This window comes from Mesorhizobium kowhaii, from assembly GCF_042431665.1.
Classification (GTDB): Bacteria; Pseudomonadota; Alphaproteobacteria; order Rhizobiales; family Rhizobiaceae; genus Mesorhizobium; species Mesorhizobium kowhaii.
The window spans coordinates 1-19,305 of record NZ_JBHLYT010000051.1; the positions used below are offsets into that span (position 1 = coordinate 1).

General features: G+C 58.3%; 19 protein-coding genes and 3 pseudogenes. 5 read left to right on the top strand and 17 right to left on the bottom strand.

Annotated elements, in window-relative coordinates; genetic code table 11:
• The first annotated feature begins 564 nt into the window (after positions 1 to 564).
• Positions 565 to 939 carry a hypothetical protein gene (locus ACFFNA_RS26275; protein ID WP_143748869.1) on the top strand — a complete coding sequence of 125 codons (375 nt, stop codon included), beginning with the start codon at positions 565 to 567 and terminating at the stop codon, positions 937 to 939.
• Here ACFFNA_RS26275 and ACFFNA_RS26280 read toward each other — a convergent pair.
• The 15 genes and pseudogenes from ACFFNA_RS26280 to ACFFNA_RS26350 all read right to left on the bottom strand — a co-directional run bounded on the left by ACFFNA_RS26280 (position 921) and on the right by ACFFNA_RS26350 (position 12,140).
• Entirely contained in the window at positions 921 to 1,181 is a 261-nt protein-coding gene (locus tag ACFFNA_RS26280) for a hypothetical protein (RefSeq protein ID WP_143748870.1), read from the bottom strand. The genes ACFFNA_RS26275 and ACFFNA_RS26280 overlap by 19 nt on opposite strands.
• 16 nt (positions 1,182 to 1,197) lie before the next feature.
• Positions 1,198 to 2,529, bottom strand: a complete 1,332-nt coding sequence (locus tag ACFFNA_RS26285) for a type II toxin-antitoxin system HipA family toxin (protein WP_378922813.1) — start codon at positions 2,527 to 2,529, stop codon at positions 1,198 to 1,200.
• Entirely contained in the window at positions 2,530 to 2,784 is a 255-nt protein-coding gene (gene relB, locus ACFFNA_RS26290; protein WP_095090082.1) for a type II toxin-antitoxin system RelB family anti-toxin, read from the bottom strand.
• A 114-nt stretch (positions 2,785 to 2,898) separates the two neighbouring features.
• Positions 2,899 to 3,556 (bottom strand): annotated as a pseudogene (locus ACFFNA_RS26295) (integrase core domain-containing protein); the annotation flags it as partial.
• Positions 3,557 to 3,738: 182 nt separating this feature from the next.
• The gene (locus tag ACFFNA_RS26300; protein WP_378922815.1) at positions 3,739 to 4,776 is read right to left on the bottom strand and encodes an EscU/YscU/HrcU family type III secretion system export apparatus switch protein; all 1,038 of its coding nucleotides are present in this window, start codon (positions 4,774 to 4,776) and stop codon (positions 3,739 to 3,741) included.
• Entirely contained in the window at positions 4,773 to 5,591 is an 819-nt protein-coding gene (sctT, locus tag ACFFNA_RS26305) for a type III secretion system export apparatus subunit SctT (protein WP_095090005.1), read from the bottom strand. Before sctT ends, ACFFNA_RS26300 begins: the two co-directional genes overlap by 4 nt.
• 8 nt (positions 5,592 to 5,599) lie before the next feature.
• On the bottom strand, positions 5,600 to 5,848 hold the full coding sequence (locus ACFFNA_RS26310) for an EscS/YscS/HrcS family type III secretion system export apparatus protein (protein ID WP_206073788.1): 249 nt from the start codon (positions 5,846 to 5,848) through the stop codon (positions 5,600 to 5,602).
• A gap of 29 nt (positions 5,849 to 5,877) precedes the next feature.
• Entirely contained in the window at positions 5,878 to 6,543 is a 666-nt protein-coding gene (gene sctR / locus ACFFNA_RS26315) for a type III secretion system export apparatus subunit SctR (protein ID WP_095090007.1), read from the bottom strand.
• Entirely contained in the window at positions 6,536 to 7,612 is a 1,077-nt protein-coding gene (gene sctQ / locus ACFFNA_RS26320; protein WP_095090008.1) for a type III secretion system cytoplasmic ring protein SctQ, read from the bottom strand. Before sctQ ends, sctR begins: the two co-directional genes overlap by 8 nt.
• Positions 7,613 to 7,638: 26 nt before the next feature.
• Entirely contained in the window at positions 7,639 to 8,172 is a 534-nt protein-coding gene (locus ACFFNA_RS26325; RefSeq protein ID WP_095090010.1) for a hypothetical protein, read from the bottom strand.
• Entirely contained in the window at positions 8,148 to 9,497 is a 1,350-nt protein-coding gene (gene sctN, locus ACFFNA_RS26330) for a type III secretion system ATPase SctN (protein WP_095090011.1), read from the bottom strand. Before sctN ends, ACFFNA_RS26325 begins: the two co-directional genes overlap by 25 nt.
• Positions 9,478 to 10,116, bottom strand: coding sequence for a type III secretion system stator protein SctL (gene sctL, locus ACFFNA_RS26335; protein WP_095090013.1), 639 nt, complete (start codon positions 10,114 to 10,116; stop codon positions 9,478 to 9,480). The genes sctN and sctL overlap by 20 nt, the downstream gene beginning before the upstream one ends.
• Positions 10,113 to 10,745 (bottom strand): nodulation protein NolU, encoded by a 633-nt coding sequence (locus tag ACFFNA_RS26340; protein WP_378922819.1) that lies wholly within the window; start codon positions 10,743 to 10,745, stop codon positions 10,113 to 10,115. The genes sctL and ACFFNA_RS26340 overlap by 4 nt, the downstream gene beginning before the upstream one ends.
• 12 nt (positions 10,746 to 10,757) lie before the next feature.
• The gene (gene sctJ, locus ACFFNA_RS26345) at positions 10,758 to 11,624 is read right to left on the bottom strand and encodes a type III secretion system inner membrane ring lipoprotein SctJ (protein WP_095090017.1); all 867 of its coding nucleotides are present in this window, start codon (positions 11,622 to 11,624) and stop codon (positions 10,758 to 10,760) included.
• A 9-nt stretch (positions 11,625 to 11,633) separates the two neighbouring features.
• Positions 11,634 to 12,140 (bottom strand): nodulation protein NolB, encoded by a 507-nt coding sequence (locus ACFFNA_RS26350; protein WP_095090019.1) that lies wholly within the window; start codon positions 12,138 to 12,140, stop codon positions 11,634 to 11,636.
• Positions 12,141 to 12,353: 213 nt separating this feature from the next.
• Between ACFFNA_RS26350 and ACFFNA_RS26355 the strand changes: the two genes are divergently transcribed.
• Positions 12,354 to 13,058 (top strand): secretin N-terminal domain-containing protein, encoded by a 705-nt coding sequence (locus ACFFNA_RS26355; RefSeq protein ID WP_095090021.1) that lies wholly within the window; start codon positions 12,354 to 12,356, stop codon positions 13,056 to 13,058.
• 303 nt (positions 13,059 to 13,361) lie between these two features.
• Entirely contained in the window at positions 13,362 to 15,164 is a 1,803-nt protein-coding gene (locus tag ACFFNA_RS26360) for an HrpF/NolX family T3SS translocon protein (protein WP_378922822.1), read from the top strand.
• Positions 15,165 to 15,370: 206 nt separating this feature from the next.
• Here ACFFNA_RS26360 and ACFFNA_RS26365 read toward each other — a convergent pair whose 3' ends face one another.
• Positions 15,371 to 17,026, bottom strand: a complete 1,656-nt coding sequence (locus ACFFNA_RS26365) for an MFS transporter (RefSeq protein ID WP_378922824.1) — start codon at positions 17,024 to 17,026, stop codon at positions 15,371 to 15,373.
• A 223-nt stretch (positions 17,027 to 17,249) separates the two neighbouring features.
• Positions 17,250 to 17,486 carry a hypothetical protein gene (locus ACFFNA_RS26370; protein WP_095090027.1) on the bottom strand — a complete coding sequence of 79 codons (237 nt, stop codon included), beginning with the start codon at positions 17,484 to 17,486 and terminating at the stop codon, positions 17,250 to 17,252.
• A 240-nt stretch (positions 17,487 to 17,726) separates the two neighbouring features.
• Here ACFFNA_RS26370 and ACFFNA_RS26375 point away from each other — a divergent pair.
• Positions 17,727 to 19,180: pseudogene (locus ACFFNA_RS26375) on the top strand (ISKra4 family transposase).
• Positions 19,181 to 19,187: 7 nt separating this feature from the next.
• Positions 19,188 to 19,305, top strand: a pseudogene (locus ACFFNA_RS26380) (IS66 family transposase); the annotation flags it as partial.

Below are 19,305 nucleotides of genomic sequence, written 5' to 3' on the forward strand. Positions count from 1 at the left end.
CCTGATGAAGACCTGCACCAAGCTCGGCGTCTCCTTCTTCGCCTACCTCGGCGACCGCCTTGGTATCCCCACACAAACCGCCGTTCTGCCGCTTCCCGATCTCGTCAGCCAAGCCGCTCCAGCCTGATCGCCCGGAAATCTGCCCCGGTTACCAAGAGGCCTTGCTAACCACCTGTTTTCACAGTATAAAAATGGCGCACCCGACAGGATTCGAACCTGTGACCTCTGCCTTCGGAGGGCAACGCATGAGCCGGTCGGAGTGTTCCCCTGGCACCGCGCCGACGCGAAATTGCGTCAAGGCAACCGAACAAGTGAGGGAATCTGCCATACTAATTCCCGTACTAATCCTAAGATTAGTATGGCGCGCGGCGGCTAAGTGCTTGAGATAATTGGCGCGCCCGACGAGATTCGAAGTCCTCCCCCCAGATTTGTAGTTTAAGCTGTTCGCTTACGCTGGTTTGTCGCAAGGCGAGGGCGGCGGTTAGAGGTTCTTTCCGATAGCTTTCTTGGATCAAGAGCCTTTCGGTGGCTCTGCGCTCAGATTTCCCGCAGAAGGCTTCGATTATGCAGTTCGGCCAGATCAATCCCCGGATCAATCCCGCGGAGCGCCACCGCATCGAACAGGAGGCATTAGGCCGTCGTCACCAACGCGAGCAGTTCATGCTGGAGCGTCGTCACAAGGCGTTGCATCGCCTTGACCTGCGCGAGCGGCGCTCGCTCGAAACGAAAATCCGGCGAGAAATCCTGGCGGCTGAAAGCCTCCACGTCGAAACGTGGAAGGCGCGCCAGCATCAGATCGAGGTCAACAATCTCGACATCACGGTTCCAGCGGTTGGTCTCAAAGCCGAGCCCAAAAGGAGCTGGAAAAAGAACATTGGCGAGAACTCCGGCCACAAGCAGAACCGCCCGCGGGGGCATCGCTATACGCGAGAGGAATGAAGACTCGGAGAGGGGTGCGTCTGATCGATCTCTTCCAGGAGGATTTCTGCGTAGCGGTCAATCGCCGCGGGCGCGATCTCGACATTGCCCAGCATCCACCAATGCGAACCATCGGCTCGTGTCCCGTTGTAGAAGGCGACATCGCACGTCTGCATACCGCCATACGTGCCGCAGATCAGGTACGAACGGCCAGGTTCGGGCCTGGATCGCATCGGCGTCCATGGTCCTGCTGCCATCTTCATCCGGCGCCTCCCATTTCTAAACGGCGGCGTTCTCAGCGGATGCTTCAACTTCCAAAAGCCCAAGCCGGTGAACGATTGCCTTCCCGATCGAATCCGTCATCGCTTCCGGGAAGCCACCTGGCAGCGATTCAACTACCTCATCAAACGCCCGCACCGCGCTTTCCGCGAGATCGTCGAAGATCGATTTTACAAGTGCCGCTCCCACTCCGGAGAGCTCAGCGGTTTGAATGAAATGGCGCGGCATGATGTCGTTGATGGCGTAGTGGCGGCCCTTGCCGACAGACATGGCAAGCTTGAATTTCTTCTTCTGGATTTGGCCAGCGTCCAGACTCGGCTGCGCGCTGAGCACGTCGTAAAGAGGCGTCATTCTGAACTGCCCGCCGGGTCCCAGAAAAATGCTGAAATTTTTCGCGTGGCCGTCGGTTGCTCCGATCAACCAGAACACAATGTTGGCCCGCATGAACATCGCGATGTCGCTCTCAGGCGTATCGCTGCCCTTCAGGAGCTCCAGGATTGAGCGCATGCTCGGGCCCCCGTCGGACTGATATTTTCGTGTGGGCGGGAAGGAAAGGGCTTGACAGCAATCCTCCTGCGGCAGGCGGAGCAGCCGATTATCACGTGTCCAGCGGCGATCAAAGCGCTCGATTATCAGCGTCCTTCGCTCTCCGAAGTCCGTGATTTCGGCGTCGGCGCTCGGCGCGCCGAATGCGGCGAGGAGTTTCAAGCAGAGATATTCGTTCTCGACACTGTTCGACAGGTCGATGCCGTTGGGCAGCTGCCGGATTTGAGGTTTGAGAATGTGGGTTGTCGCGCTCGTGCCAACGGGCTTGTACCATTTGCCGTCTTTGCGCAGCAGGGCCGTTTTCTCCTGCGCGCCCGCGATGGAAATCCTGAAATCATCATCCTCGCCCATGCCCAGCGGGGCAGCTGCGAGATTGCGAATGATGTCCCCAATCTCCGAAACGTCGACAGGTTTTCCGTCGGTACTTCCCGGCGCGCCTGGATTGATCCCATCCGGCAGAAATTGAAGCGCGCCGACGCAATCGTGACCAAGGGCTGTGAGCATGCTGTATGCGTCTGTGCCTGCGGCTCCCACTCTTTCCGCGACGCGCTTGCGGATTGCGTCGCTATCCGGCAGCAGGTTGTCGAACACGTTGATGACGGGTTCGCCGATATAGCGGTCCTCGCGCAGCGGTAGCGACAACGAAATCGGAAACGTCGCCCTCCAGCCAAGCCAGTCGAGATCATAGCGGAAATCGATAGCGCCGCTTGTCTCACGTCGCAGCACGCCAACAAGGCGGCTGTTGAGAAAGACGTTGAGGGGAGCGTGCGTTCGCTGGCGCGCCATTTAGAAGAGGTCCTCAATGTCCGCTGCGCTCGCTTTGCTCCGGTCCCGGACCACGAGTTCGAGGTTGAGGGCAGCGAGTGCCTCCATAACGGTGCGCAGTTGGACTGCGGGCTCGCCGGCTTCGAGCCGGGAGACCGTTCCCTGCCGAAGATGGATGTTGTGCCCCAGGCTTGATTGCGTCATCCCCGCCTGCTTGCGCGCGCGGCGCAGGATGGCTCCCAGTTGTTTTTCGGTACGGGCGATTTGCTCGTTCATGATGACCTCCAAGGCCAATATACGCGAGCCCGTATAAAATATCAATATACGCGATGCCGTATAAAGCCGAAATATGCGCACTTGCGTATAAAAAGGAAATATACGCGTTCGCGGCTAAAGTAGTTCCAGCCAAGGAATGAGGAGTAGGTTGGCGCGCCCGGTCTTACCGGTACAGGCTCTAGGCTTTGCCCCGAGGCCCCACCGCGGGCGGGTCTCAGCCCAGCCGGCCGTTGCGGTGAGACTGGCGGCATAGGCCGTCGGCGTGAGGAACCCGAGCGCTGAATGTGGGCGGTTTTAGTCGTCCTTCCATTCGGCGATCGTCTTGCGGGTATGGTCGACGCTGAAGAACAGGGCCTCGTTCAAGAGCTCGTCCCGCATCCGCCCGTTGAAGCTCTCGCAGCGGCGTTCTGCATCGCCTTGCCCGGCGCGATGTAGTGCCATTCCACCTGATGATCCTTCGACCGGGCGAGCGTGGCGTTCGAGGTGAACTCGGTGCCGAGGTCGCAGACGATCATGCCCGGCTTGCCACGGCGGGCGATCAGGTACGTCAGTTCCCGCGCCACACGCCGGCCCGAGATCGAGGTCGACCACGTTGAGGATGCGGAAGCGACGGCCGCAGGCAAACTGGTCGTGGACGAAGTCCAGCGACCAGCGCGCTTTCGGCCGCGCCTCCACCAGGATCGGTGTCCCGGTGCCGACCGCACGCCGTCGCGCGCCGCTTGTGCACCGCCAGCCCTTCCTCGCGATGGAGCCGATAGATGCGGTTGGGCCCAACACTTCATCCAGATCCAGACCGGCCTCAGCGAATTGGCCTTTGCCGCGGCATACCCGACGTCATGCCGCTGAACCGCCTGCCTGACCTCGTCGCTATAAGCCGCAGACCGCGCGAACCTAAAGTCGTACACGCCAATCGGCAGATTTTGCCTGACCGGAGACAACCTGTTGAGGCCACGGCTAGGTTAAGCCTGCGGCGAAGAGTGCTCGCGCGACGGGCTCGAAATATTGCATGGGAACGGCGTTGCCCAGTTTCGTTGTGCTGATGAGTTGATGCGCCAAGACATGATCATTGACAATTTCGAGACGTAGCGCCTGCGCCTCACTAAACATTCGTGAGGCGGCCTCGCCCTCGGCGCGGCAAACTAAGACCGGCACACCGGTCTCACCTCGTACGTAACGCAGACCGACCAGTATCGCCTTCCCTCTGAAGACCAACGTGGCGCGATTCACCCCAAGCGGAGGCTCGCCGGCCGCTTCATTGCGGATGCGACGTCGTTCATTGTTCAACTCCGGCGTTCCTTGCTGTTCCTTCACCTCGCGCGTCACTTCGGTCTTGGTCATGCGCATTTCGCGCAGAAACAACGCACGCTGCAACAGGAGATCAATCAGTCCGCCGATCAGAAGCGCACCGGCGCCAATCCCGAGCAACAGCTTCGCTTCCGTAAAGACAATGCCGAGGCAACCCATGCCGCACAGCGGCAGATAGACCATCGTCTTCCACATGCCGAGAAGGACGAGGGAAAAGGTCGCGCTGAGAACCATTACTTTAAACAGAGTCTTGCCAACTTCGACTACAGAACGCATGGACGCCATGCGCTTCAGCCCTTCAAAAGGGTTTATTTTCCCAAAGTTGGGCTTCATCCGCTCGAGAGAGAAGACAAATCCACCATTGGCTAATAATCCCGTCAGAATTACCGCAGCAACGAGAGTGCCAAGCAGCGGGCCAACGGTCGCCAGGGTGAGTTCGATTAGCAGGACTAGTTCCTGCCGGACCGCGACATCGAAAGGCAGGTTCTGCAGCTTGTCGGTTAATAGTAGCGTTTCGTGGCATTTGTCTTCGATCACGCTCCCTCTTAGCCAAAGATAGCCGAGCCCAGCGCAAGTGCCGCCTGCGCGGACGAAATCGGAGCTACGCGATATCTGCCCTTTTTTGCGCGCTTCGCTTAGTTTCTTTGGGGTGGCGGCGTGTGCCTTTTCTTCACTCGTGTCGCTCATTTCAGCAACTTGTCGAACCACTCAAGCGCGCCACTCGCTTGTGTGATCTCCAGTTTCATGCTCTCGACCAGATAGGCAGCGTAGGTGACCATGATAATCGGAAAGACGATATTCTTGATCGCAGGGGACAGTTGGCTCGACTTGAATTGGGGCGCAAAGCGACGCAGGATCATCATTGAAATATCAATTAGCCCCAGAAAGAACACTACGGGCCCCGAGACCAATAATGTCGTGCGCATAATCTGGTCGAGCAGCCTCAATAACGCCATTGCTCCCTGCGCGCTCAATGCGGGGTGAAACCGATACACGGGCCAGATCAAATAGCTGCCATAAAGGGCGCTGATCACGGTCTCCAGACCTCCTGCTGCGACGAAGATCGTAATTGCAGTGATCCCGAGAAAGACTCCCATAGCGGAAGCCTGACTGTTCGTCGTGGGGTCGCTCGGAGCGGACGGGCTAGTGATGCCGCGTTGATTGTCCATAAACTCACCGGCCGCCTGAAGTCCCCAAAGGGGAGTGCCGAGAAAAGTGCCAAGGAGTACGCCGACAAAAACCTCCTTCAATCCGAGAAGAGTTACCTGGATCAAACGTGTTTCAGGATCTAGCGCCTGCAAGCCCTCGCTGACGTGTGCCAAGCACGGTAGTCCGAAGGCAACAGCCAGGCAGCCGCGGATCAGCCCGCCAATCTGAGATCGTGTAAATACAGGAAGGATCAGCATAATGCCTATCGCGCGGGCCGCGCCGAGACCAGCCGCGACGACGATTTCGATAGCCGTATGGATCAGGATTTGAATCTCGGCCGATGACGCATACATGGCGAGGACTAATAGCCAGGTGTCATTGCGGGAAACTCGGTAAAGATCTGGCCGGCCAGTCCTATGAGCGGGGCGCTCAGCACGGGGGCAAACAGGCCAATTACCGCGACAACGACCAGAAGCTTCACAGTGAGCGGCAAGCTTTCATCCTGGATCTGCGTTGCCGCCTGGATGATGCCAATGCCTAGGCCAACAATTACCGACGCAACGAGCGGCGGCAGAATCCAGATCATGAAAACCACCAACGATTGGTTCATAAGAGTGACAATACTGGATTCAATAATGATCAACCTCCCGGTATCGTGTAGCTCAATACAAGTCCGTGCATCAACCTTGACCAGCCATCAATAGCGACGAACAAAAAGAGCTTGAATGGGACGGATATAACCGTCGGAGATACCATCGACATACCCATCGCCATCAAAATTGTCGTTACGATAAGGTCGATGACGATAAAGGGAAGATAAAGGAGAAAGCCGATTTCGAACCCACGCTTTAGTTCCGAAATTAGAAAAGATGGTACGAGAATGGCGAAGTCATCAGGTGTGGTTCTGGCTCGCATTTCCTCTGGCCAGACTTTTTGGGTCGAGGAGAGGAAGAATCGCCGCTGCTCTTCGTTCGTGAACTTCTTGAGATGATCGCGCAAGGGCTCACTGCCGGCTTTGGCGGCGCTTAGCCAGTCATCGAACGTCTGATAGCGGAGCTTCGGATCCGTCATACGATCATAGGTCTGTTCAATAACAGGCGCGCTAACGAAAATGGTGAGGATGAGTGCCGCTGCGTATAGCACTAAGTTAGGCGGTATCGTCTGGGTCCCCAGCGCATTGCGGACGAGGAACAAAACAACTGATAGCTTTACAAACGCCGTGGTCGTGGCGACTACCAAAACCAGCAGACCGAGTCCGGCGGTGACCGCTAGAAGCGAAAAGATTGCCGGCTGAATCTCAGTCATTGCATGCCAACCTGCCACGCAGTCTGATGCCTAGCTCATCTCCGATGCGCACGATGTCGCCACGTCCGATACGCCGACCATTGGCAAGTATGTCCACCGGACCGTCGATTGGCCGACCAAGTTCGAAAACATGTCCTTTACCAGCGCTCCTCAATTCTCCCAGAGGCATGGGCCAGCGGCCACATTCAAAGACAAGCTCGATCTCGACATCGTCGAGATTGGCTTCCGACGGCCCCAGTGGTGATTCGGGTTTTGTCATATGCGCATTCTCCAAAGGGCACGATCGGGGGCGGAATGGCCCCCGCAGGATTAGGTGATCGCCCTCAAGATCTGCCCGGGCCCATAACAGGCCTACAGATAGGGTGATCTGGTCGCGGCCGAACGGCGATTTGTCTGGCAACAGAGCATCACCAACACATGCTTTGCGAAGAAGCGCCGCCGGAACGCGAAGCGTGCCGATCTCTCCTGCGACCATGACCGGGAGCTCCGGGGATTGCTCGCGCGGCTGTAGCGGCAACTGGCCAAGCAGTTCGCCTAGCGCGCGGAACGCGAACGGCACGAGGCCATCAAGAGGCGAGAACAGGAAGAGACGAGCTTTGCCATTGACTGGGCCGAACACGATTTCCAGTTCGAGATAAGGAGCCAGTGTCGTGGCTTCACGTACGTGTAGAAGCTGCGCGTCCCGCTGCGTTTTATCCTCCAATTGAGCGATAAGCGGCTCAAGTGCAAGTTCCAGAATGAGCGAAGCAGTTGGCTCGGAAGGGAAAGCCAGATCACCCTGTACTGTGGAGACGAGCGCCTCTACAAGCCGTCGGGACAGCGACAGTACGATCGTTTCAGCTCCCACGCGCCAAACGCAGTCAAGCATCGGAATTCCACAAGGTTCCTGCTGCCAGGCAAGCCCTTCCACCCGCGCCGATAGTGGCTTGTCGCTGATCAAGGCCTGAAAGGGCCTGCGCGATGCCGCTATATCATTGAGCCACGAGGCGACCGCGTGGGACAGTGTTAGCGCTGGTTCGAATATAGCCGGTCTGCCCACAGTGGTTACCAAAGCAGATCTAAACTGCACGATCGCGTCATTCAGGGAGCCTGCGGTTATCGGATCGGGTTACCCGTCAGGGCGAGCGAAATTCTTCCATACCGAAGCAATATGTCATCGTCGGCCTCCATCTCGTCTGCGGCCTCTAAATGAATGTCGAGGGCGCGCCGGACGTCTTTCTCGATTTGCTGCCATTTGCGCTTTGCCGCCGAACTTCTGACCCACCGGGCCCTCGTCTCAGACGCCGCTGCCTCGGCTTTTTCTTGAGCAACGCGTGCCTCATCAAGCATCTCGCGTCTGAAAGTGATCTCAGCCTCAAGCCGCTCAACGAGAAGGTGGTGATGGTCGAGTGCTGCGCTGGAAAAAGTGTCGAGCGACATCAGGTCTTGGTAGAGCCCCGCTTCGGCTCCTGCGCAATTTTGCTGTGCGACTGCAAGACCCTGGGCGGCGTTCTGTACGGCTAAGGTGGCCGTCTGGCGCTGGGCTTCCTTCTTGGACAGTTCCATAAGCAATCTACGCTCTTGCGTTTCCTTCAGAAGCCGTAACCTCGAAGCGTGAAAACAATTCACCCGGTCAGACGCGACATCCATGCGATCGTCTCCTCAAAATCTGACGGCTCTCCTTCGCTCTGGCGCAAAAATTCCCTCAGCTCGCCAATCGACGCGACAGCCCGGTCAGTAAGAGGGTCGCCGCCTTGCTTGTATTCGCCGACGTTGATCAAAAACTCGGATTCGGCATAGCGCGAGAGCAGATCACGGAAAAAGGATGCTGCCTTGCGATGTGGCGCAGATACGACCGCATCCATTACGCGGCTGCGACTTTGCAGCACATCAATAGCTGGAAAATGCGATCGCGCCGCGATAGTGCGTGAGAGAACGACGTGGCCATCAAGAATGCCGCGCGATTCCTCGGCAATTGGATCGCCTGTGCCGTCACCTTCGACAAGCACCGTATAGAAAGCCGTGATTGAGCCGCGATCACCCATGCCGGCACGCTCCAGCAGGCCTGGCAACATAGCGAAAACGGAAGGAGGAAAGCCCCGTCGCGTCGGCGGCTCACCCGCAGCAAGGCCTATTTCGCGCAAGGCGCGGCAGAAGCGTGTCAGCGAGTCTAGCATGAGGGCGACGCGTAGCCCTTGTTCGCGAAAATATTCGGCGAGCGCGGTCGCCATAGGAGCACATTGCGCCCGCTCCACTGCCGAGCGGTCGGATGTTTCGACGACTACGACCGTATGGCGAAGGCCCGCCTCCCCAAGATGCCGCTCTATGAATTCTCGAACTTCACGTCCACGTTCGCCGATGAGCGCGACTATGATAACGTCGGCGGCGGCACCTTTTGCGATCTGTGACAATAACGTCGACTTGCCGCAACCTGGCTCGCCATAAATTCCGATCCGCTGCCCCTCGCCGCATGTCAGCAGACCATCCAGAGCACGGATCCCGAGCGGGAACGGCCGCTCAACAATGCGCCTTGTCATTGGATTGGGGGCCGCGCCGCGCAGCGGACGAGTTTCGGTGGTTTTGACTTCGCCTTTGCCGTCGAGGGGACGGCAACGACTGTCAATCACGCGGCCGAGCAAATCGGGGCCGACTGGCACTTCACGCATTCGTCCAGTGGCCACAACCTCTGCGCGGCCCGACAGGCCCATCAAGTCTCCGATCGGCGTGAGCAACACGCCATTATCCAACAGGCCGATCACCTCGGCCTCGAGCGACAGTCCGGTTCTGGGATCCTGCAGCAGACAAAGTTCCCCAATACGAGTGTCGGGCAAGATGGCATGGACCAGTGTACCGACAGCCCGCGTAATCCGTCCGCGCACGACACGCGTGTCGATTCGCTTTGCCGAAGACCTCAAGGACGAGATGGCCGGATCGGGAGGCCGGATGCCGGCGGGACTATGCACCGGCGTGGTCACAGTTCGCCTCGTCAGAAAGTGACCCGAAGCCGAGGCGCAGCGCTCGCATCTGCGCATCAAGTCCCAGATCGACATTGCCATAGTCGCTCCACAGCACGCACTGTTGCGGCGACAAGGTCGGATCCGGATCAATCCGAACCCTCGGCCGGCCCTCCCGCCCGTCGCACCCAGCAAACGCGCGCGCGAGCATATCGACTTGCTTGGGACATGCATGAAGGCAAACTTCCGCGCCGCTGTACTTGCGCTCAATCGCGTGACGAACAGCCCTCACCAACAGCTCGCCCGAATCGAAAGCGCCCAGAATATCGCTTAGGATCTCCATTACGAGCTGTGGCAATTCCTGCTCCAGAACCGCCTTTCGTCGCGCCACTTCGGAGGCTGCCCCCGCAATCAGCCGGGCCATTTCCTCGGCGCCTGCATCCAAGCCCTCGGTATGGCCGCGTGTCCGCTCACGCTGATAGGCGGCGCGCGCCCAGCTGCGAACCCGCCGCTGATGCCGTTCCGCCGCAGCACGCGCTTCCATGGCGCTATGCCAGATTTCGATCTCACTCGCCCGTATCAGTGGGTCCACTGGGCGCATCTGGGGCGGGACGGGCGCTGCAGGAACAACGGCTGTCATATCACCGGGATCTCCGCCTCAAAATGAGCGGCTACAAGCGAAAACAACTGGCCTGCGGCAGCATCGTGTTCGGGCGCTGGATTCTCGGCGGCGGTCCCGACGGGCAACCGTAGAAGCACGCGTGTACGCTCAAGCTCTGGACTGTGATTGAGCCAAGCACCAAGACAGGCATGTCCATCGTGTTCAATTTGCTGCGCCAGCTTTTCGGGATCAGCAATCAATCCGTTTGCGATCGCATGCGTCGGATGTCGGATGCCAAACGCGTGCGCATCAGCGCCGATATATCCAATAAGCGCATTGAGGTGAGGCTGCGAAACAAGTTTCAGCAACGAACGGGCATGCCATATACTTCCGGCAAAGAGGGCAGCCCGATGCGGGTCACGTCCGTGCAGGAGATCCGGCCCCCAGTCGCCTCCGTTCGAATCCATGTCATTGTCAAGCAGCAACTCTACCAGCCTTGGCCGCAGCCTGGGACACTTCTGCAAGCGCATCAATGTCGCAGCCGATAACGCCGGATCAAGATGGGCGGCAAGACGCGTCGGATGGGCCGAAGCAGCAAGCTCGCTCCGAAACACGGAACGCAATTGGGACGTACGATCACGTTCGGCGGTCTTTGTCGATATCGTCATTGGGAATATCACCTACGCCGTATCGCCGATGATCTTCTTGCGAATGGCCTCGACAACGGAAGCACCCGAGCGCCCCTCGACCTTGGATAGGTCGCCCTTTGATTGCCTGCGCCGATGACCAACCAGACTGGCTAAGAGATAGCACGCCACAGCGAATACAGCCGCCGCAACACCCATCACGATCGCCAGAAGTGGCGCTGGAATGGAATTGGATGCTTTTGCCAGAACAGTCACCGGTACGGGCCGTTGCACGGGTACGGGCCGTTCCACTGGTACCAAAACCACTTCTATCTTATCGTAGGACAAGCCTTCGATGCTGTCGGCGACGAGCATCTTTATCTTCGGCAGCAGAACTGAGAGATTTTCTTTGGCGTCGTGTCGGATAAAGACCGAGGCTGAGGATGGCGCGGCGCCTGCTCGTAACAGATCGTTTTGCGGCAGAACGACATGAACGCGTACAGAGAAGACGCCGTCGATATCGCTGATGGTACGCGACAACTCTTCGCTCAGGGCATAAACGTAACGGGCACGCTCCTCCGTCGGCGAGGCAATCAGGCCTGAGCCCTGGAATATCTCGCCGAGGTTCTTGAAAGACTGGCGCGGCAGCCCCTTGGCACTCAGGAGATTGATTGAGAAGGCAAGCCGCTTTTCGTCGACCTGGATCGTGCTGGTCCCATCCTTAGCCGCAACCCGGACCGCATCAATCCCATTGTCAATCAGAAGCGCGAGCATCTCATTCGCGTCGCGCTCCTGCAATTGCGTATAAAGATCGACCTTGCAACCACTCAGGGCGAAGAGAAGTGGCAGTACGACAAAATAGAGCGAACGCCAGCCAAGCGGGCGACTACGCATGTTTTCGCCACGGGCTAAACCAATCATGCGCGCCGTTCATCCTTGTTTTATCAGGTTGTTGACAGATGAGGTGAGCCCGCTGACACCTTTGGAAACAAGAGCAACCTGGGTGACCTCGCTATAAACATTCCGCAGACCGGCAACCATCGTTTCGAAATCATGCGGTCCTTGCAGGGGGCCCGGCATCCGCGTTCCCGCAGCCCCACCCTCGACGGGGAGGCTCTGGGCCGGCCCCGACAGAGCGCCCTTTGCAAGCGCAACCTCATGGTCGCGCGCGGCAGAAGTGGCTGTATTGTCGCGGTACATCGAAGAAATCGTCTGGATCACGCGATCGCCTACCGGACTTGTCCGCGCAGGCGCGCGTTGGACATCCATCGGCGCAGGAACCGGCGCCGCCCTCGCTGGCGCCGAAGCAATGTCGTTTTTCGTCGAGGCGGCCGCCTGCGCTAGGGCGCGCTCAAACTGGGCCTGCTCGTCGAATGGCGCGAACCTGGAGAAAGGATCGGCTATAGTGGCAGAGATCGAGGTGACAGGCATCATCATGCAAGGACTCGTTTGTTCTCTTTGACGCGGGATGAGGTGTTCTCTTTGACGCGGGATGAGGTCAGCACGTTCATCACCGGCTGTTGGATCAATACCGTAGGCAGGCGAACTGACGACAAGCTGACCAACGAGAGCGTCGTTTGGCTATTTAAAAGTCACGTTGTCGACTTTAGTCACTTGTGAGAGTTTCAGCCTTTGGTTTATCAAGACCAGATGCCGAGAACGCTCATCCAATCCACCGCCCTGCACATTTTGAAGATACTTCTCTGTGTCGGGTTTTTTCTCCCCACCGGTATCCACACCACTGTGGGTGCGCCTCTGTCGCTTCCCTCGACGCCCTATAGATATACGGTTCTAGATCAGGATCTCTCTGCAGCGTTGCAGCAATTCGGCAACAACCTGAATATCAGGCTCAACATCAGCCCGGAGGTGAAGGGGCGGATTCGCGGGCGTATGCCGGATTTACCACCGCGCGAGTTCCTCGACCGCTTGACCGACCTGTATGATCTCCAATGGTATTATGATGGGATGGTGCTTTATGTGTCCGCTGCAAAAGAAGCGCAGACTCGGATGCTTGTGCTGACTTCGGTTGGCTTCGATGGGTTCAAGGCGGCCCTCGATGAGCTTGGCATCTCCGATGAGCGCTATGTCATGCGACCTGCGCCCGGAAATGGCCTCGTCCTGGTTTCCGGTCCTCCACGCTTCATGGCGCTGGTGGAACAGACGTTCAACGGCCTGGTGGCGGAGGCCCAGGCGCAGCCCCGCGCCGTGGAGACGCCGCCAAGAGAATCGGTGCTGATATTGTTTCGAGGCTCTTCCACCATGGTCGTCCGCGACGGGCAACCGGAAGCGTCTTACTCCTCTGTCGTGCCGCAACAGGACGGCGTCGCCGGGAAGCCTGAGCGGAACCAGAACTGACATCGGAGCAAACGCCGTAGCTTCTGAAGAAAAAGATCACGACCGCCACCTCCTGAGTGTGAATTCGTGTGAAGCTCGTCAGTTTATCGAAAGCTAAGCCGTTCATGATTAGAACCGGCAACTCCAAAGATATCGCCGGCACTGTGCTGGAATTGAGCCTTGGGGCTAGCAAGGAGCGGATCAATTAAAAGCACGGCTAGGGCATTGGGACCCGGCCGACGCTCGGAATTGTCGCGTTCGTGAGCGCATTGGCCTCACATCAGGCCCTTGTGGGAATTTCAACGTCACGCCTGAGGGTGCACAATGTCGGCCAGCAACCTTTCACCATCCAACAGCTCAAATACCGCACAGTCAGTGCAGGCCTGGTCGGGCCGGACACCTTCTGCGCCTATGTCCGCCCAGGCTCAGCAAGGCGCATCCTTCTTCGACGCAATGCTGTCCTCTTACTCGCTGCAAGGTGAGACCGAACCTGCGGCGCTCCGGGACCGGCAGGCTTCGGATCTCGAGTCGTCGATGGAAGATTTGCGTCAGCACCCATTGGACCTGCTGCCGCCACATATGAGGGCGGCAATTGAATCGATGGATCAGGATCTCCAGCCCTCTGCAATCGAGCCCCCTTCCGTCCCGCCGGTGCCGGTGAAAAGCTCAAGAATCACCTGGGACGGCGGCTCCCTGACCGAGGCTGAGTTGCAGATTGTGGCAGTGCTTAACCGTCACAAGGACACCCCAATCTGGTGGGACAAGCTCGATGCCCAAGCCAATCTGCCCTCTGCGCCACCGGATTTGAAAGCGGCGCTCAAGGCACTGCAGCAGGATCCAGAACTCTTTTACGCGATCGGCTCGCAGGGGGACGGCCGCTGTGGAGGCAGGATCGAGCCGAAAGATTTGTCTGGGTTCTCCAGCCATCATTCACAAGTTGCCGAGTTTCAGGAGCGGCAGGCGCAAAGCTACGAGCAGAACTACATTCCATCCGATAGCACTGGAAATGCTCAGCCTTCGGTCATGACCTTGAGCGATGCCTTGCGCGAGCTTTACCGGTACTCTGAAAGCCTGCCCAAGAACCTGAGTCTGGCTGATTTCAATCAGATCGTCGACGGCAAAGCGAAAACCGTCAAATGTCCGCCCCAGGTCATTGCGGCGGCTCAATACTTTGTCAATCACCCGGATGCCTGGAAACAGTTGTACGGCGGTGCTATAGATAAGGTCCATAAAGAGGACTTCCTGCAAGTCGCCTCATCGTCGATGAGCCTCACGCAAGCCGAGCTGAATACGCTCGAGACGATGAATAGCCATCAGGACGCTTTCTTTGGAAGCGGTGTCATGACTCGTGACAAGCTGGCGAGCATGGCGGACGACAAGAGCCTTGATCCGGGAGTACGGAAAACGGCGTCGCAGCTCCTTTCAGATCCTCTGTTGTTCGGTCTGCTCAACAATTCGATCACCGGCTACAAGACCCATAATAAAGTCTTCGACTTCGGCGGCGGACATACAGTCGATTCTGGTGACGTCAGCAAAAAAGATTTTGCCCACTTCTACACCAACATGTCGTCGGCGAACCAAACCATTCAACAGCCAAAGATCCATGTGCCCAAAACCGCTGCGGAGCAGGACGCTGTCGCGGACATGACGATGGGCCTGGCGGACCAGCCTGAGATCAAGTCAGCCAAAAAGAACGGCGGCATCTTCATGCATATAGTCGACGGCATTTGCAAGGAAGCCTCTGGCCTGCTTGACACGGCCGCAACGGCGGTGGGCTTGCTCAGCTTCGTTCCGGGCCTGGGAAAAATAGCCGATCTCGCATCGATGGCCCTCGAGTGGGAGTCGCAAGCGGCGAACATCCTACATACAGCCATTAGCGGAGGCAATATGATGCACGCGCTGGCAGAAGCCGGCATCAACTTGGCGGCGCAGGCTGTCAGCCTTGTCGCTGGGCCAGAGGTCAAACTGGCAATCCGCAACGGGCTCGTCAAGAAGGCGATTGAAGAGGCCGCGACGGCCGGCATCAATCTACCGCTTTCCACGGCGCAAACCTATGCGGTAGATTATTTGAACAACCTGCAAGAAAGACTTGCGACCGACTCTGGGCCGTCTCAGAGCTCGGCCTGACCAGCAAATTCGAACTTCCTCACCGCACTGCGTCCTTTCATCAGTCAGCTCAGCGCGCCTGGGAAGATCGGAATACACGCTCTCTAGTCCAAGTCTGGAGCAGGTCCTGCTTGGGCGCCTGGCTGAGATGCTTCGAACACTCAACGCTCGTTCTCGAGCGCCATACCTTCGCTATCGCTGGTGCCCCGATATTTGACAGTTTAGCTTCAATGACGGGGAACGTGAAGGACTGACTGCTCGGGTTTGCGGGCCGAGCTTGTCGGCCGCTCAATCGAAAGCGTCATTTGGGGTGGGTGCTCCCCCGCATGCAGTTGGCAAACGCGTTCGTCCAGTTGCTTGTCTGCGGTCGTGAGACGATGGTTGAGGCGAAGGTAGTCGGTCCAGGTCGGCGTGCGGAATGTTTCTGTCCATTGCATAGGTTTCTGAAGATTACGCTGGAGTGTCCATTGCCGCGCGCCGACGCGGCTATGCACGTGCCGGCGCTCGCTCATGAGATCGAGGAAAGCCTCAAGGTTTTTCTCGGATATCAGATACTCGACCTTGACAACGATAGGACCGCTTCTTGGCTTCACATCAAGCGCGACCGCGGGAGCGTCGAATTCCTCTAAAGGGTCGGGCTCGGAATCGCAGCGCTCACGCAGAGGAAACAGCACTCCGGCTGCAGCGACCAGCAGCAGAGCTCCAGCGGAGGCTTCCAGCGCCCAGGTCAGCGAATGGTTTTCGGCCACCGTGCCCCACACCCAACTGCCGGCCGCGATCCCGCCATCTATCAATGCATAGTAAATCGAGATCGTGCGCCCCACGACCCAGCGCGGGCTCGCCAGCTGCACGCTCACGCCAACCCCGGACCAGGCTGTGACCCACCCCGCGCCGCCCAAGGCGAGTGCAATTGCCGCCACTGCAATCGAAGAGTTCAGGGCAAGGGAGAGGGAACACGCCGCGCAGGCGACGCAGGCCAGTGTCATCAGCCGTTCCTGCGACAAGCTCCGTCTGAACCTGCTGTTGGAGATGCCGGCGAAGACGGCGCCTGTCCCGAAGCCGGCCATGAGCGTGCCATAGGCGAGTGGTCCTCCTCCCAACTGATCGCGCACGATCAGGGGCAGCAGCGCGAGTATGGCAATGCTCGCCAGGCCAAAGAGGGTTCCGCGGGCGATCGCCGCCTTGATTTCGGACGACATCGCCGTGAAGCGAACTCCGTCGTAGATCGCCGTCCTCATCGATTCACGCGGCAGAGGTGAAGAGCGAACCTTCCACTTGCAGCGCCATATGGTGGCCAAGGGTACCAAATAGGTGAGGGTGGTCACAGTAAAAGCTGCCAAAAGCCCAAACGAGGCAACCACGATGCCGCCCAGCGCCGGACCTACGGTGCGTACCGTGTTGAAGCCCACGGAAAGCAGCGTAACGGCAGCGGGAATATCGCGTCGGTGCACGATATCGCCAACCGAAGCTTGCCAGGCGGGATCGTTGAGAGCTCCGCCACATGCGATCAAGAAGCTGAAGCCGAGGATCATCCACGGGTCGACAAAGCCCAGCGCCACTAAAGCAGTCAGCATCGCAGAGGCTACCACCATAAGGGACCGGCCGGCGAACATGACCCTGCGACGGCTGAAATTGTCGGCGAGCGCCCCGGCGAAGACAGACAATATGAACGCAGGCAGCGTCGACGAAGCCTGGACCAGCGCAACCATCAAGTCGGAAGTCGAGATCGTCGCCATCAGCCAGCTGATGGCAACAGTCTGCATCAGCCAGCCGAGACTGGAAACCTGCGTGGCGAGCCATATCGAACGAAAGGTCGGCTGCATGAGTGGCGCAAATGTCGATGGCGCAGCAAAATCTTCATCAGAGCCAGCCACACCACTCATCTTTGCAAGCCTTTGCTTTCCGTTTATCGGCCGCTCTCGCATGTAATCTCGACTGGACCGTGGCGGCCATGGGCTGAGAGATGATGCCGAGGGAAATTTTTTCAGGCGTCGGCGCACCGTTCGACACGAGCGAGACATCTATAGTTTTGCCGCCGAAGAATACCTGCGGCGCTAGAGGAGCCGGCCGGCCGCAGAGGCGCTCAGGAATGGAGCTGACCCGGGGTCAGATTATCCCGGAGTTCTCCCGGTTGCCGAACCTTGGATTATGCGCTGGAATACGCGAATTGATATGAAAAGATAGGATGAGACTTTGCCGTTCCCAGTCATTGACCTGCTCGGGCAGGCCGCCTACGCTGATGTCGCTTGAATGGATATGGGCGACCCGCTTCTTGTTTTCCGTGAAACGGGCAGTGGTCGCCAGAACCGTGCGGATCTTCGGCTCCTGACCAATCAGGGACAATGCTACCACCGAGTACACACTTACTGGGGTGAATTACGCCCCCCACAGAACCGGTCTTGTCAGGCGCTTGCAGGCAGCTTCGCAGTATCAGCAGCGGTCTTGCCCCTGGTTCCTATGTGCTTTCTCTCGACTCTGAGGCAAGCGCCGTGACACCGGTAATTTCTCTGGGGTCAGTACGGATACGATTTGTTAGCGCCGATTGGCCATCACCGCGCTTTGTTCAAGGAGGCGTTGAAGGCGATGGAATGGACGATCTCGATCGAGGGGAAGAACGACTTCGGTGACGTTTGTCTGTCAAGAAGTCCGAATCGATAAGAGCGAGTAGCGTCTGTGCGACGGTGATCTCGGCCTGTCGGTCGATGATGGCAAGAAGATCATGGTCGCCTTGCAGAAGGCGGTGGTCACTCAGGAGGCGGAGACTTACGCCTTGTTTCGCCGGGTATGTCCGGACTGCCATACCTTTCGGCCGGTCAAGGACTACACGACACGCCGAATTCGAACGGTGTTTGGCACGGTGGAGGCTCGCAATCCACGATGGATGCTGTGTCGGGATTGCCATCCGGGAATGGACGGCGCATTCGCTCCGCTCAAGGAAATCTGCCCCGATCGGGCGACGCCTGAACTGATGGAATTGCGGCGCGACTGGGAAGCCTGCTGCCCTACCGCCAGGCTGCCAGCATGCTCGCTGCCTTTCTGCCTATCGAGCCGACGGAGACCCACGCCACTGTGCGCAAGCGGACGATCAGCGCCGGCGAACGGCTTGACGGCCAGATCATGGAAGAAACCCGGCGAGTAAGATTGCAGACCGATGAACGACGGCAGCTCGAAATGCCGCTTCCCGGCGATCGCCGCAAAGTGTTCGTCATCAGCATCGACACGGCGCATGTTCGCGGCGCCGAGCGGAATTCAGGACGGAATTTCGAGATCGTCGTGGCCCGCTGCGGTCGTGGTGGGCGGGGAGATCGGGGTGGCCGATATTTCACCACCAGCAATACCGACCAAGACGCAATCCGAGATCGCGCCCTTCACCCCCTTGAGCGAGAAGGGCATCGTGGCTACGGCGACGTCACGGTAATTTCGGAGGGTGCTGAAATTCTCAAGCGACTGCCGCGTGCGATCCCGAAGCCGACGGCCCACATCATCGACTGGTTTCACATTGCTATGAAGGTTCAGCCCATGCAGCAGATCGCCGATTTCATGGTTCGATCCCAAGCTGAGTCCGTCGGCGCGCTCTCGACCATCGACAAGGACATCAAAGCGGTGAAGTGGCGACTGTGGCACGGATGCTTGGATCGAGCTATCCGAGACCTCCAGGGTATTGTTACGCAATTGCTTCCGTTGCAAGCGGCTGGAAATTTGTCGGTCGCGCGTCTTCACATGCTCGCATCGCAACTGCTCACCTATGTCCGTTCGAACCGCTGTGCGATCGTCAACTACGGCAAACGCTACCGAGCCGGCCTTCGCGTCGCTACCACTCTTGCCGAGTCGGCGGTCAACTCGCTGGTCGCCAAACGTATGGTGAAAAAGCACAACAAATGCGATGGTCTCAGCATGGCGCCCACATGCTAATGCAGGTGCGAACCGCCGAAAAGAATGGTGAGCTTCGCGACCGACTTCGCGCGAGATTTCGACAGTCAGAGCCGCAGGTGCCTTCACTGTTCAAGCCCAAACCGCCTCTACTTCGAGCCGCATAACCCCAGAGAAGTTACCGGTCTCTGGGCGCATCTGCGGCGCAAGTTTTACGATCTGCACATCAGCGGGACCTCACAGGCCGCGACGGCAACGATCACCGCCATGACCGAATTGTGGAAGGTCGAGG

What these genes read in the sequence shown, in the direction of transcription:
- ACFFNA_RS26275 (WP_143748869.1), top strand. Translation starts at nt 565, where the DNA reads ATGCAGTTCGGCCAGATCAATCCCCGGATCAATCCCGCGGAGCGCCAC.
- ACFFNA_RS26280 (WP_143748870.1), bottom strand. Translation starts at nt 1,181, where the DNA reads ATGAAGATGGCAGCAGGACCATGGACGCCGATGCGATCCAGGCCCGAA.
- ACFFNA_RS26285 (WP_378922813.1), bottom strand. Translation starts at nt 2,529, where the DNA reads ATGGCGCGCCAGCGAACGCACGCTCCCCTCAACGTCTTTCTCAACAGC.
- relB (WP_095090082.1), bottom strand. Translation starts at nt 2,784, where the DNA reads ATGAACGAGCAAATCGCCCGTACCGAAAAACAACTGGGAGCCATCCTG.
- ACFFNA_RS26300 (WP_378922815.1), bottom strand. Translation starts at nt 4,776, where the DNA reads ATGAGCGACACGAGTGAAGAAAAGGCACACGCCGCCACCCCAAAGAAA.
- sctT (WP_095090005.1), bottom strand. Translation starts at nt 5,591, where the DNA reads ATGTATGCGTCATCGGCCGAGATTCAAATCCTGATCCATACGGCTATC.
- ACFFNA_RS26310 (WP_206073788.1), bottom strand. Translation starts at nt 5,848, where the DNA reads ATGAACCAATCGTTGGTGGTTTTCATGATCTGGATTCTGCCGCCGCTC.
- sctR (WP_095090007.1), bottom strand. Translation starts at nt 6,543, where the DNA reads ATGACTGAGATTCAGCCGGCAATCTTTTCGCTTCTAGCGGTCACCGCC.
- ACFFNA_RS26325 (WP_095090010.1), bottom strand. Translation starts at nt 8,172, where the DNA reads ATGGATGTCGCGTCTGACCGGGTGAATTGTTTTCACGCTTCGAGGTTA.
- sctL (WP_095090013.1), bottom strand. Translation starts at nt 10,116, where the DNA reads ATGACAGCCGTTGTTCCTGCAGCGCCCGTCCCGCCCCAGATGCGCCCA.
- ACFFNA_RS26340 (WP_378922819.1), bottom strand. Translation starts at nt 10,745, where the DNA reads ATGACGATATCGACAAAGACCGCCGAACGTGATCGTACGTCCCAATTG.
- sctJ (WP_095090017.1), bottom strand. Translation starts at nt 11,624, where the DNA reads ATGATTGGTTTAGCCCGTGGCGAAAACATGCGTAGTCGCCCGCTTGGC.
- ACFFNA_RS26350 (WP_095090019.1), bottom strand. Translation starts at nt 12,140, where the DNA reads ATGATGATGCCTGTCACCTCGATCTCTGCCACTATAGCCGATCCTTTC.
- ACFFNA_RS26355 (WP_095090021.1), top strand. Translation starts at nt 12,354, where the DNA reads ATGCCGAGAACGCTCATCCAATCCACCGCCCTGCACATTTTGAAGATA.
- ACFFNA_RS26360 (WP_378922822.1), top strand. Translation starts at nt 13,362, where the DNA reads ATGTCGGCCAGCAACCTTTCACCATCCAACAGCTCAAATACCGCACAG.
- ACFFNA_RS26365 (WP_378922824.1), bottom strand. Translation starts at nt 17,026, where the DNA reads ATGAGTGGTGTGGCTGGCTCTGATGAAGATTTTGCTGCGCCATCGACA.